Annotated in this window: 15 protein-coding genes, 1 tRNA gene and 2 pseudogenes; 12 read left to right on the plus strand and 6 right to left on the minus strand. The window is 66.8% G+C overall.

The window, feature by feature from the left end; genetic code table 11:
* Positions 1-2: 2 nt before the first annotated feature.
* Positions 3-178: pseudogene (locus ACZ3I3_RS24805) on the plus strand (site-specific integrase); the annotation flags it as partial.
* A 254-nt stretch (positions 179-432) separates the two neighbouring features.
* Here ACZ3I3_RS24805 and ACZ3I3_RS24810 read toward each other — a convergent pair.
* The 5 genes from ACZ3I3_RS24810 to ACZ3I3_RS24830 form a co-directional block, all read right to left on the minus strand.
* Positions 433-597: a hypothetical protein gene (locus ACZ3I3_RS24810; RefSeq protein ID WP_467368659.1), complete on the minus strand. Its 165-nt coding sequence runs from the start codon at positions 595-597 to the stop codon at positions 433-435.
* A gap of 425 nt (positions 598-1,022) precedes the next feature.
* Positions 1,023-2,435: a hypothetical protein gene (locus ACZ3I3_RS24815; RefSeq protein WP_467368494.1), complete on the minus strand. Its 1,413-nt coding sequence runs from the start codon at positions 2,433-2,435 to the stop codon at positions 1,023-1,025.
* 461 nt (positions 2,436-2,896) lie between these two features.
* The gene (locus ACZ3I3_RS24820) at positions 2,897-3,277 is read right to left on the minus strand and encodes a hypothetical protein (RefSeq protein WP_467368661.1); all 381 of its coding nucleotides are present in this window, start codon (positions 3,275-3,277) and stop codon (positions 2,897-2,899) included.
* Positions 3,277-3,702 (minus strand): ATP-binding protein, encoded by a 426-nt coding sequence (locus ACZ3I3_RS24825; protein ID WP_467368496.1) that lies wholly within the window; start codon positions 3,700-3,702, stop codon positions 3,277-3,279. The genes ACZ3I3_RS24820 and ACZ3I3_RS24825 overlap by 1 nt, the downstream gene beginning before the upstream one ends.
* Before the next feature lie 46 nt (positions 3,703-3,748).
* Positions 3,749-4,156: an NUDIX hydrolase gene (locus tag ACZ3I3_RS24830; RefSeq protein ID WP_351026277.1), complete on the minus strand. Its 408-nt coding sequence runs from the start codon at positions 4,154-4,156 to the stop codon at positions 3,749-3,751.
* 107 nt (positions 4,157-4,263) lie between these two features.
* Here ACZ3I3_RS24830 and ACZ3I3_RS24835 point away from each other — a divergent pair, with 107 nt between their 5' ends.
* The 11 genes and pseudogenes from ACZ3I3_RS24835 to ACZ3I3_RS24885 all read left to right on the plus strand — a co-directional run bounded on the left by ACZ3I3_RS24835 (position 4,264) and on the right by ACZ3I3_RS24885 (position 11,711).
* Complete coding sequence (locus tag ACZ3I3_RS24835) at positions 4,264-5,052, plus strand: GntR family transcriptional regulator (RefSeq protein ID WP_467368497.1); 789 nt, start codon at positions 4,264-4,266, stop codon at positions 5,050-5,052.
* A gap of 14 nt (positions 5,053-5,066) precedes the next feature.
* Positions 5,067-5,366 carry a hypothetical protein gene (locus ACZ3I3_RS24840; RefSeq protein WP_467368499.1) on the plus strand — a complete coding sequence of 100 codons (300 nt, stop codon included), beginning with the start codon at positions 5,067-5,069 and terminating at the stop codon, positions 5,364-5,366.
* Positions 5,367-5,518: 152 nt separating this feature from the next.
* Positions 5,519-5,875, plus strand: a complete 357-nt coding sequence (locus ACZ3I3_RS24845; RefSeq protein ID WP_467368501.1) for an SCO3933 family regulatory protein — start codon at positions 5,519-5,521, stop codon at positions 5,873-5,875.
* Positions 5,875-7,252 (plus strand): annotated as a pseudogene (locus ACZ3I3_RS24850) (FtsK/SpoIIIE domain-containing protein). The gene ACZ3I3_RS24845 and the pseudogene ACZ3I3_RS24850 overlap by 1 nt, the downstream one beginning before the upstream one ends.
* Before the next feature lie 83 nt (positions 7,253-7,335).
* Positions 7,336-8,004, plus strand: coding sequence for a DUF2637 domain-containing protein (locus ACZ3I3_RS24855; protein ID WP_467368503.1), 669 nt, complete (start codon positions 7,336-7,338; stop codon positions 8,002-8,004).
* Positions 8,005-8,014: 10 nt separating this feature from the next.
* Complete coding sequence (locus ACZ3I3_RS24860; RefSeq protein ID WP_467368505.1) at positions 8,015-8,206, plus strand: mobile element transfer protein; 192 nt, start codon at positions 8,015-8,017, stop codon at positions 8,204-8,206.
* A gap of 15 nt (positions 8,207-8,221) precedes the next feature.
* Positions 8,222-8,416, plus strand: a complete 195-nt coding sequence (locus tag ACZ3I3_RS24865; protein ID WP_102910781.1) for a hypothetical protein — start codon at positions 8,222-8,224, stop codon at positions 8,414-8,416.
* 22 nt (positions 8,417-8,438) lie between these two features.
* Positions 8,439-8,681, plus strand: a complete 243-nt coding sequence (locus ACZ3I3_RS24870; protein WP_467368507.1) for a SpdD protein — start codon at positions 8,439-8,441, stop codon at positions 8,679-8,681.
* A gap of 140 nt (positions 8,682-8,821) precedes the next feature.
* Positions 8,822-10,138, plus strand: coding sequence for a replication initiator (locus tag ACZ3I3_RS24875; protein ID WP_467368663.1), 1,317 nt, complete (start codon positions 8,822-8,824; stop codon positions 10,136-10,138).
* Positions 10,114-10,308 carry a helix-turn-helix transcriptional regulator gene (locus ACZ3I3_RS24880; protein WP_033314625.1) on the plus strand — a complete coding sequence of 65 codons (195 nt, stop codon included), beginning with the start codon at positions 10,114-10,116 and terminating at the stop codon, positions 10,306-10,308. The genes ACZ3I3_RS24875 and ACZ3I3_RS24880 overlap by 25 nt, the downstream gene beginning before the upstream one ends.
* Entirely contained in the window at positions 10,305-11,711 is a 1,407-nt protein-coding gene (locus ACZ3I3_RS24885; protein WP_467368509.1) for a tyrosine-type recombinase/integrase, read from the plus strand. The genes ACZ3I3_RS24880 and ACZ3I3_RS24885 overlap by 4 nt, the downstream gene beginning before the upstream one ends.
* A 231-nt stretch (positions 11,712-11,942) precedes the next feature.
* Here ACZ3I3_RS24885 and ACZ3I3_RS24890 read toward each other — a convergent pair.
* Positions 11,943-12,014 (minus strand) — tRNA-Arg (locus ACZ3I3_RS24890).
* Positions 12,015-12,083: the final 69 nt, after the last annotated feature.

Below are 12,083 nucleotides of genomic sequence, written 5' to 3' on the forward strand. Positions count from 1 at the left end.
TCTTCTACGCGTCCGTTCTCCTGGACGCCGGGGAGAACATCAAGGCCGTGAGGGAGTACCTCGGGCACTCTGATACGGGCCTGACGCTGAAGGTGTCGCGCACCTCATGCCGAGCAGCCGGGACCGCGCCCGGAACACCCTCGGGCTGGCGCTCTGGCCGCGAGGCTCTGGGGACTGAGGGCCCACAGTGGCCCAGGCCACGAGAATGCCCCCGATCCGCGCTGTATGCGCAGCTCAGGGGCATGATCGCGAAAACTGTTTCTTCTAGCCCTGGGTGTTGTCGGGGGTCTTGGTTAGCTCGCTTTTGCTGGTCAGGGGCGGCGGGATCGTGATCCTGGTGGTCGTCGTTGGTCGTCATTGGCCACTGTCGAGCGGTCTCGGACGGCCCAGGGACGGCCCAGCTCCTCGGTCTGCGTGCGCGGGCCGGTGGCCTCAGCGTGAGGGGCGCCTCTTCGGGGGAACCGGCCCAGGGATCACATCCTTACCAAGGTGTTCCTTGATCAGGTACTTGAGTTCCGGCCTTTCGATGAGCTGGAGCCGGCCGTGTTGGCGGGCAAAGTCGTGGCTTGCCCTGCCGAACCACGATGTGGTGATCAGGACCCCCTTGGCAGCACGTTGAAGACGGGGTCTCTGCTGACGGCCACCGCGTCAACACCCTCGTGGGACACAGGATTGTTTGTGCGTCAGCCGACGACAGTCAGCCACGACGGCGGGTGCGCCGACCGATCAGGCGCGCGTGTGCCTCGCTGCCCCCCGCCGGCCTCAGCCAGGCTGCCATGTCGCTACCAGAGCAAGCCGGGACGGCCGCTCCGTGACGACGGTGCCTGAGCCCTCAGCTTGGGAATCACTGGAGTCGTGCGCAGCAATGCCCGTCTGACCTGAGGCAACTAGGCTCCAGGCGGAGCCGGAAGCTGTCCGTTTGAACCCGCTGTTCGCCGTGACTGCCAGACCCGTCGGGCACGGGCCGGCACGACTGCGGAACCGCCTGTGGGTTCGATCAGCGCGCGTTCACGCCGCGGCTCCTAGGTGTGCAAGCGTGTGGCGCCAGCGATTAGAGCCTTCTGCGCAATGAACTTTACAAGCTCGATGTCTGGCCGTAGCTCCTCTGCTTCTTTGGAAAACGGCAACAATAGGTCGACTGAGGCGTTTCCGCCGTCTTCCTTTGTGTGAACGATACGGCACCTGATGTCGTAGATCCTGTTAGCAACTGAAGATAGTAGATCGCTTTTTGAGTCAGCTAGATTGATCGATGCGACGTCTTTGATTTTCCGTTTCCCCGAGAAGTGCTCCTTGAGGTCTGTATCACCTTCAATGAGATCGCGAACGTGGGCCTCTGTTACACACCCTGCTACAGTAGATTTAAGTTGATCCCGCTCGCTTCCATAGCCCCTTCCCGTTCCTGAGGCGAGGTTCAGAATCTTCATGAGGCTACTGTTGTCGTCTGCTCGGAAGCGAGGATCCAGCAGTTCATTGCGTAGCTTTTCCAGAGTGGCTTTGTGGCTGAAGCTTGGGAAGAAGTACTCCAGGACCTGGTAATAGGCCAAGTATTCCAAGAGGGGGATTCCGCTTGAGGATCGACCGTACCAGTAAAGGCCTAGTGGTTTTTCAGGGTATTGGTTCTGCGGGTTCTTCGGGGGCTCGCCTGTCGTAGTGGCTGAGGGCTTGCGCCCCCTCAGGCGCGCCCGGTCAGCGGTAAGTGAAGGGCCGATCTTAATGGCGACATTGTAATGCAGGTCAAGCTCAAAGAAGACTGAGTCCGACACCTTCTTCAAAATAGATAGAGCCTCGTCATGCCGGGACTCTGTGACTCCGAAGATTTTCAGCGATGAGAATCGACCCATACCGTTGGGTAGCTGATTCTCTTCTCGCATGGAGCCTCTTCTAATGGAGAACTCAGAAATCTTCGCAAACTCTTGCGAGGCAGATCCGAGCTCTACTCGAAGGTTTGGCTGGGCGGGCGTGGGGGTGAGAGGCAAAACCCATGCATCATTGAGTCCAATAGTGCTTTCACTGGCATCTATCCCGGCTTCATTTTCCTCCAAGTCTTCAGTGTCGGAACCAGGGATTTCCAACTGGGTGCTGCCGACGCGGCGAGTCCCGGGAATAGCGGATAGACGTCCCCCTGGGGGCCTGAGGTGGACGAGGGTTGCCTCGATGGTGGCCGAATCCTTAAAAAGGACCGCGTCGTAGTCGCCCAGAAACGTAAACCGCAAACCTAGGTCAAGGTACCGTTCGGCCATTCGGGTGCTCACGGACCGCCATCTTTTGTTCCGCCCATTCGGGAAAGCGACTCTCAAGTAAATGTGCTCGCCGGATTGCAACCATTTAGTTTCGAGGTTGGCTTCCCTACAAGCTGCCTCGAACAGGACTCTAGGGTCGGCTTCGCCTAGTTCATGCTTCATCTGATCGATGGCGTCTGTTGAATCGTTCTGCATGGCTCAGCGGCTTCCAGGGTGAGTGATTAGCGCCTGTGGTGTATCCCCAATCATAGTGATTTGTATGTCGGGCGTCCTGGTTTTGATGGTTGGGCCTCGAGTTGGGTCAGCGCAGGTCGGCGGAGCGGTTTGGCCGGTGGCCTGCCCGGTTTGGGGCCGAGCATGATCAGGGGGCCGTACGCTGGTTGGCAACTCGGGCAGGCTTTGGGCCTGCCCGTAATGAGCACGAGTGGCCCCCTGGTCTTGCTCGGCGCGGGACCCGGACCGGGGAGGTGGCTAAAGCCGCGGAGCCGACCGCCCCAGCCACAGCGGGTTTCTCCCCTCAGCAACCCAGAGCCAGAGGCGTGCGGCCGGCGGCCGGGCCGGAGCGGGGCGTAGACAGGAGCGTCGGCCCGGGCGACGGGCCGCGCGCGCCGCGCTGTGCGCGGCGGGTGCCTTGAACCAGTAGAGAAAGTTGTAACTCAGTCTGTGGCGCGGGGATTGAAGTCGTACGCGCAGGCTGGGAGAGCGACGCCGTCGCGGTGGGCCAACGGCAGGAAGACCACTGGTCGGATCGTCCATGTGATGCGGGTGCTGGCATGGGTTACAGAGACCGTGCAAGGTTCCATGCGTAAGAGGGCTCGGCGCGTCTCGATGCGGCCGTCATAGAGCCAGGCCCAGACCTCGCTGGAGGCGTCGGGGTCGAGTGCTGGTGAGATCGTGCGCAGGGCGACCGCTACCCATCTGTCTGCCTGCGGTGCCAAGTAGGCGTCGAAGGATGCCCGAAGCGCCGGCAGTCCTGTCTCGTCGTTGACGTCTTGTGTCCAGCACTCGCACCAGAAGCCTCGCTGGGGCTTGTCCATCAGCACGGGTGGCCTCCCGGTCGGGTGTCCGTGAAGAGTTCGGCGGTGACGGTGTAGCCGCTGTGGCTGCCGTGGACGACGACCCGGTGTGCGATGACGCTGACCATGCCCAAGCCGCGGCCGTGTACCGCGTCCATGCTCGGCTGCTCGACCTTCGGGGCCGTGCCCATTCCTCCCTCGTCGGTGACCGACAGGGCAACCACCTTGGGGGAGACCGCGAGGGCCAGGTGAAAGCTGCCGAGTCCGCCGCTCGCGGTGTGGAGGATCGCGTTCGCGCTCAGCTCGCTCACGATCAGTTCGGCGTCGTCGGCCAGGGGAGATCCGCGCAGGATGTCCCGCGTCCAGCGGCGGGCCCGGCTCACCTCCTCCGGAAATCCTGGGCAAGTGAGTCCCCAGACCCGGGCGGTGCTCGTATACTCGTGCATACAAGTTCCTTCGTGCTGGTAGGCCGCCATGTGCAGCGGGTTCGGGCTAGACGAGTTTCACGCCGTCGTGGGCGCGGATGGCCGGCGGGGCTGCAGCGTCCAATGCGTCCAGGACGCGGATCGCGTATGCCTCGTCGGCGAGTTCGATAACTTCTTCGCGGGTGGCCCAGCGCAGTGCGCGGGTCTCGTCCCCGGTGGTGGGCGTGCCGTCGGCGGCCTCACAGCGGAAGACCATGGAGACGATCAAGCCCTTCATGTTCTTGTAGATCCCGGTCAGGGTCGCGGGAAGCGCGATCTTGATGCCGGTCTCTTCGAGGACTTCGCGCTGAAGGGCCTCGGGGATGGTTTCCTCGCGTTCGAGGATGCCGCCTGGGGGTTCCCAGTGGCCGTTGTCGCGGCGCTTGATCAAGAGGGCGCGGTCCTGGTCGTCGACGATGACTCCGGCGACGCTCACGGAGTGCGGACGGTCGGTGCTCACGTTCCTCTGCCCTCTCGGCTGGCTAGGCTCTCCACCGTAGCAACAAAGCTCGCCCACTCGTCTAGATACCTAAAGGAGTACACGTGCCCTCTCTTTCCTCCGGCCTCCTCGGCGACCTCGACCCCACGAGCGATCGTGCGGTCTTCCGGCAGATCGCCGACCAGCTGCGCGAGGCCATCGACCGTGGGCGATTCAAGGAGGGCGAAAAGCTCCCCTCCGAGGCCGAACTTGTCGAGCATTACGGGGTTTCCCGTATGACGGTTCGAAACTCCTTCTCCGTCCTTCAGGGCGAGGGCCTGGTGCACGCCGAGCACGGCAAGGGCGTCTTCGTGCGACCACGACCGCCTGTCAGGCGTCTCGCCTCAGACCGGTTCGCCCGGCGTCATCGCGAGCAGGGGAAGTCCGCGTTCATCGTGGAGGCCGACGCCGCCGGCAGTCACCCGCAGGTGGACAGTCTGGAGGTGAAGGAGGAGAAGGCCAGTCAGGATGTCTCCACCCGGCTCGGGTCCGTGCGGCGGGTGCTGGCCCGGCGTCGCCGGTATCTGCTGGAGGGGCGGCCTGTGGAGTTCGCCACCTCGTATCTGCCGCTCGACATCGCGCGCGGTACGCCGATCGCCGAGCCGAACCCAGGGCCCGGGGGCATCTATGCCCGACTTGAGGAGCTGGGGCACCGCCTCGACCACTTCGAGGAAGAGATCCGTGCTCGGATGCCCTCGCCTGATGAGGTTCGGACGCTGCGGCTGGCCTCCGGTGTGCCGGTCATTCACCTGGTGCGGACCGCGTTCGACCAGGAAGGGCGGGCCGTAGAGGTCTGCGACACGGTCATGGCAGCCGACGCGTACGTGCTGTCCTACCAGCTCCCGGCTACATAGAGAGGAGGAAGGCTGTGCAGAGCTGGAGGCTCACTCAAGGAGAGCGACTCGTTGGAACGCTGGTGTTGGAAGAGGTCGACATGTTCTGGACGGACTGCCGTTTCGAACCCGGCCCTGGGTGGACCGCGCTTCGCCATCTCTTCGACGAGGCACGTGACGCCTGGTTGGGAGGGGACAGGGAAGCGGCGCTGGCTGCTGACGAGTCCATTCGCACGGCAGGTCTCGCCCTCATCTCCGAGGGAGATGGGGGCTCGATGACGGACTTCCTGATCCGCATCAACGGCGAGCGCGCGCGGTTCCGTGCTGCTGTCTGAGCGTCCTCGGGATGGTTGCAAAGGAACTCGTACACCCGAACAGGCATACTCGTATAGACGAGTGGGCAAGTGGTGTGGCAAGGTGGTTGCCGTTCCCGGGAGATCGGGTTCGAGCGCCGCATCTTGTATAGACGAGTAGATGGGAAGAAGTCTTGCGCACCATCCGTGTAGAGACCTCGGCCGCAACGATCCTGCTGACCGAGGCCCCCGAGCCCAAGGTCCGCGACCGGCAGACGGGCGAGATCGCCAAGGACGCCACCAGCGGAGAGGAACTGATGACGATCGGCGTCGTCTACCTGGAGGACGGCGAATCGTCGCTGATCAAGGTCACCGTTCCCGAGAGCGGCGTTTCCGAGGGGCTGACGCTCGGGGCTCCGGTCTCGCTTCCGGGTCTGGTGGCCCGGCCGTGGGAGAGCGTCTTCAACGGGCAGCAGCGGCACGGCATCGCCTACCGGGCCGCCGCCGTGACTCCGGCCGCGTTCCCGGCCGCCAACGGGGCCGCTGCCTGATGACCGATCTGACGACACTCCTGGAAGTGGGTGGTCCTGTCGCCGCACTCGGCGGCGGGGCCGCCTACGCCCGGGCCAAGCATCCCGGGGTGTACTGGTCCACGGTCGGCCTGCCGATATCCACGGCCCGGCTCCTCAGCTCGTACGGCTCGGTCATGGAGGCCTGCGGCCTGACCGTGGCTCCGTCCCGGATGCGGATGCTGGCGGTCAAGGCCACCACCCGCCGTGAAGTTCGTCCCGTACCGCCGCGTCGGGGCATCATCCGGCCCACCTCGACCGGGCTGCGGCTCCGTCTGCGGCTCGCTCCGGGGCAGGAACCAGCCGACGTCGCCGCCTCGGCGGAACGGCTGCGGCATGCCTGGGGCGTTCACTCCGTGTACGTGACCACGGTCAAGCCGGGTGTGGTTGAGCTGCGGCTGGTCGGCTTCGATGTGCTGCGGCAGGTGCGGATGCCGCGCAAGGTGGACGCCGGGTTCCTTCAGGTGCCGGTGGCGCTGCGGGAGGACGCCATGCCGTTCATACGCGACTACCGGACCGTGCCCCACCAACTCACCCTCGGGGCCACGCTGTCGGGCAAGTCCATGTACCTGCGGCACCTGATCGCCGGACTCGCCCCTCAGTCGGTCGCCCTGGTCGGGATCGACTGCAAGCGTGGTGTGGAACTGGCGCCGTTCGCGGCCCGCCTCTCCGCGCTGGCGACCGAACCGGAGCAGGCCGCTGAGCTGCTGCCCGTGCTCGTGAAGGAAATGGAAGACCGATACGACCTGATCAAGGCCCGGCAGGGCATCGCCCCGGACACCCCGGCCGAAAAGATCACCTCCGACATCTGGGGACTGCCCGAGTCCGAACGCCCCGTCCCCCTCGTGCTGTTCGTGGACGAGGTCGCTGAACTCTTCCTCGTCGCCACCAGGAAGGACGAGGAACGCCGGGACGAGATGGTCACCCAGCTCATCCGGCTCGCCCAACTCGGCCGCGCGGCCGGCATCTACCTGGAGGTCTGCGGCCAGCGCTTCGGCGCCGAACTCGGCAAGGGCGCCACCATGCTGCGAGCCCAGTTGACCGGCCGCGTCTGCCACCGCGTCAACGACGAAGCCTCCGCCAAGATGGCACTCGGCGACATCGCACCCGAAGCGGTCACCGCCGCATGTGCCATCGCCCCCGAACGGCCCGGCCTCGCCGTGGCAGGTGACACCTCCGGCGGCTGGTCACGCATCCGCACGCCTTACCTGTCCCTCGGTGACGCCGCCGAGACCTGCCGCGAATACGCGCACCAGGTGCCGGACCTGACCGTACTCAAGCCCTTCCAGCCCGAGGTGACGGTACCGCCGGGTTGAATCCCAGGCCCCGGTCATCGAACCGCGCCCGGCAACCGGCTGACCTCCTCCACCAACCCGGTCGGCGTGACCGTCTCACGCCAAGTCCCTACCCCTCGCATGCCTGAACCCGGAAGGAGCCGCATCATGCGCGCCCAACTGGCCCGCGTGGACGCGGTGCTCATCCAAGCCGTCATCGCTGCCGCACTGTCCTTCGCTCACCTACACGACATCGCCTCGGCGGCCGGACAGGACGGATGGAAAGCCTGGGCCTACCCGATCAGCGTCGACCTGCTGCTCGTCGCCGCCTGGCGCCGACTGCGCTCCGGGGAAGCCAAAGCGGCCGGGTGGTGCTGGTTCGTCATCGCCCTCACCGCCTCCCTCGGAGCCAACGTCGCCACCGCCGGCCTCCTCGACCTGAACCACGTCCCGGCCTGGCTGCGCATCCTCGTCGCGGGCTGGCCCGCGGTCGCCTTCCTCGGCGGCACGCTGCTCGCGCACTCCGCACCGACAACGCCCGACAAGGCCGCCGATCACGACAGGGACGACGAGATCCACGACCGCACGGCGGCGCCAGAACCCCGTCCCGAGCCGCCTGCACGCCCGGCCACCGAACAAGCTCCGCCCCACCCGGCCGACGAGCACGAGCCGCCCGAGCGTCCCGCCTTGCCCGTTCCGGCCGCCCTGGTCGCCCACGCTCGCAAGGTCGCCGCTGAACACCACACCCGTACCGGAACACCCATTGACACCCCAACGCTCCGCGCCCGCCTCGGCGTCCCAGCACCTATGGCCGAAGCCATCGCCACCCACCTCTGAAGGAGACCTCGTGAGCGCTAATCGCCGCTTCCGCAACGTCGTCCGCATCGGCCCCGTCCGGGTCGGCACGTACTACGACGGCCGGGGCCAGGAGAAGCACACCGCCGCCTGCACCGCCCCGCGCTGCGGCTTCTCCACCGACTACGACAGCCGCCCGGCCGCCGAGCTGGCCGCCCGTACCCACCGCTGCCCCGTTCGCTGAAAGGACTCTCACTCCGTGACCGTCAGCCTGCCGCTTGTCGTCGTCCTCGGCTTCTTCGCCTGGGGAGCAGTCAGGTTCCTCGGCGTCCGCGTCTGGATCGTCGTCCTGATCGCCCTCTTCGGCTTCTGGCTCTCCCGCACCTTCCTCGCACCCGCCATCGAGTCCGGCACGCGCTCCGGCGTGACCGTCATAAACGGCTCGCACGCCTAGACGAGTAGATAAGGAGACCTCCGTGTTCCTCCCGAAGTACCCCGACAGCCCGACCCCGCCGCCCGCTCACACCCACACGCCGACCGAGACGGCACCCGTACGGCGCTCGCTCCCGTCGGTGTCCGTCGATGAGAAGACCGTCGTGGCCTTGGTCGTCGGTGGAGTCGTCCTCACCGCGCTCCTGGCGGCCGTCGCCGTCACGGCGATCTCCGTTGCCGTGGCCGCCGTCGTCCTGCGCTCCATGCTCCGCGACCACCGCCGCTGAACCGCGTCGGCCTCCGGGGCGGCGGCACACGACCAAGCATTTCGACGCCCCGGGGCCTGTTCCTCCCGACCGAGCCAGTCAGAAGGGGAAACGCCATCTTCGCCCGCACTACTCCGGCCCCACTTCCGGAACTCGCGAACCTGGCCGCGCAGGGCACGCTGCCGGGTATCCTCCGCCAGCTCTCCGGACTCGGCGGCTGCACCAACCCGATCCGCCTCGACGGTCACCGCACCGAGTACGACGTCGACACCACGACCGGCGAGATCGGCAACGTCCTCCATCGCCTCGACTCGTCCAGCCTCCCGGCCGGGCAACTCCTCGTCCGCTGCAACAACCGCCGCACGACCCGCTGCGCGGCCTGCGCCGAGGTGTACCGCCGCGACACCTTCCACCTGATCACCTCCGGCCTGCGCGGCGGCAAGGGCATTCCCGAACACGTCGCCACACACCCGCGCGTGTTCGCCACCTTCACCGCGCCGAGCTTCGGCCCGGTCCACAACCGCCCCTCCAGCGGCCGCCCCTGCCGATGCGGCACCCACCACGACCAGGACGACGACGTACTCGGCTCCCCGCTCGACCCGGACACCTACGACTACGAAGCCGCCGTTCTCTGGAACGCCCACGCCGGTCCGCTCTGGCGGCGCTTCTCCACCTACCTGCGCCGAGAGGTCGCCAAGCGCGCCGGCCTGTCCCAGCGGCGCTTCCGCGAGCACGCCCGCGTGAGCTTCGCCAAGGTCGCCGAGTACCAGAAGCGCGGCGCGGTCCACTTCCACGCCGTCATCCGCATCGACGGACCCAGCGGCGGCGACACCCCACCCCCTACCTGGGCCACGGCCGAGCTGCTCACGAACGCCATCCGCGCTGCCGCTGCCAGGGTTCGCGTGGACGGCCCGACCATCGAGGGCCGCAGCCACACCTTCGCCTTCGGCCGCCAACTCGACGTCCGCACCATCCGCTCGGCCGACTTCAACGACGGCCAGGAGCTGACCGAACGGGCCGTCGCCGCCTACATCGCCAAGTACGCCACCAAGGGTGCGGAGACCGCGACGGGAGCTCTGGACCGACCGCTCAAGTTCGCCGCCGAACTCGCCCAGCTCGACATCAGCGACCACGCCCGCCGCATGATCCGCACCGCCTGGACCCTCGGCGCACGCAAGGACCTCGAACACCTCCGCCTGCGCGCCTGGGCTCACATGCTCGGATTCCGCGGCCACTTCTCCACCAAGTCCCGCCGCTACTCCACCACCCTCGGTGCCCTCCGCGACGCCCGCGCCGAATGGCGCCGCGCACAAACCGCAGCAGCCAACGGCCCCGAGCCGGAGACGACGTACGTCCTCGCGCACTGGGTCTTCGCCGGAACCGGCCTCTCGGACACCGAAGCCTGGCTTGCCGCATCCCTCGAACCCGCCCCCGGAACGGAAGGAGAACCGACATGGACCGCCGACGGGACGAACTGATGACTGTCCCGCAGATCCTCGCCGAGCTCGGCGGAGTGTCCCGCCGAACCTTCTACCGCTGGCGCGAACTGGGGCAGGCTCCGGAGGCGATCAAGCTTCCGAACGGTGAGCTCCGCGTATGGCGCAGTGACTTCGACGCCTGGCTCCACGGGCTCGCGGAGGCGGCGTGAAGTCGCATGACGTGAGGGTGTGGGGCATCCGCAAGCGGCCGTACAAGACGCCGTCGTATGACGTGCGATGGAAGGTCGGCGATGCCCCGCCGTTCTCCGATACCTTCCGGACGAAGGCACTCGCCGACAACTTCCGGGCCAAGCTGCTTCGGGCCGCCCAGAAGGGCGAGGCATTCGACACGGAAACCGGTCTGCCAGACTCCATGGCACCCGCCAAAGCGTCTCGCACCTGGTACGAGTTCGCGCGGGCATACGTCGCCATGAAGTGGCCGCACGCGGCTCCAAACTCCCGCGACAGCCTGAACGAGACGATGACCCTCGTCACGACTCAGCTGTTGGGCGATCGCCCGGGGCGGCCGGCTGACGACGTCTTGCGCCGTGCGCTGCGGGGCTGGGCTTTCGTCGTCCAAGCCTCGGACGAGGAAGCTCCACCGGTCGACATCGCCAACGCTCTTCGCTGGGTGGCCAAGGCCTCACTGCCGTTGGCGACGCTCAAGAATCCGGCAGACATCCGCCGCGTCCTCGACTCGCTCAAGCTCAAGCTGTCGGGCGCTCCAGCGGCCGCCGAGACGGTACGCCGCAAGCGCGCGGTCCTCTTCAACGCCCTCGCGTACGCGGTCGAACTGGGGGAGCTCCCGGAGAACCCGGTCACGCTCGTGAAGTGGAAGCCGCCGAAGGTGACCAAGGAAGTCGACCGCCGGGTCGTGGTGAACCCTCGGCAGGCACGCGAGCTCCTGGCCGCCGTCTCTTACGTCGGCGGTTACCGCAGGGCCCGTGGGCGGCGCCTGGTCGCGCTCTTCGCCTGCATGTACTTCGGTGGGCTTCGGCCGGCGGAAGCTGTGGCGCTGCGTCGTCCGGACTGCACGCTGCCGGACTCCGGGTGGGGTTCGCTGATCCTGGAGAAGACCCGGCCGACCGTTGGGAAGCGCTGGACCGGGACCGGGGAGGTTCACGACAACCGCGGCCTCAAGAATCGCTCCGCGAACGAAACGCGCATCGTCCCCATCCCGCCTCGCCTCGTCCGCATGCTCATCGCCCACATCGATGAGTTCGGCACCGCCGAGGACGGGCGGCTGTTCGCCAACGAACGCGGGGGAGTGGTCGCCTCCACTACGTACTGGCGCGTCTGGGACGAGGCCCGGCACCTGGCGCTCACGCCGGAACAGGTGGCTTCGCCGTTGGCCGCTCGGCCGTACGACCTGAGGCACGCCGCGCTCTCCTCCTGGCTCAACGCGGGCGTCGACCCCACCGAGGTCGCGGAGCGCGCGGGCAACAGCGTCGAAGTGCTGCTGAGCCGGTACGCGAAGTGCCTCGACGGCCGTCAGGACATCGCCAACCGCCGGATCGCCGAGCTCCTCGGTGAGGACGACGGCCAGGAGGACGAGCACGGCGACGGGTCCTGATCCCGACACACCTCCGACACACAGACCTGCGGCATGATGGCCCCTGGACTACGGTCCGGGGGCCTCGGCGTTTCCGGGCCTGACCTGCGGATTCCTGGCCTGCGGCCAGTCCACGGATAGTCCACAGCCCCCGACATACAGCCGCTCCGACCGGCATACGCCTGCACATACGCGAAGACCCCGTCTCAGCGAAAGCGCTGATGGCGGGGTCTTTGGGCACCTCATACAGGGTGCCCCCGGCAGGATTCGAACCTGCGCACACGGCTCCGGAGGCCGTTGCTCTATCCCCTGAGCTACGGGGGCGTGTCCGTCGCGTTGCTCGCGGCGACGGGTAGAACACTACCAGCTCCCCCGGGGTGGTCATGAACGGGT

Source organism: Streptomyces sp. NPDC016851 (assembly GCF_055562795.1).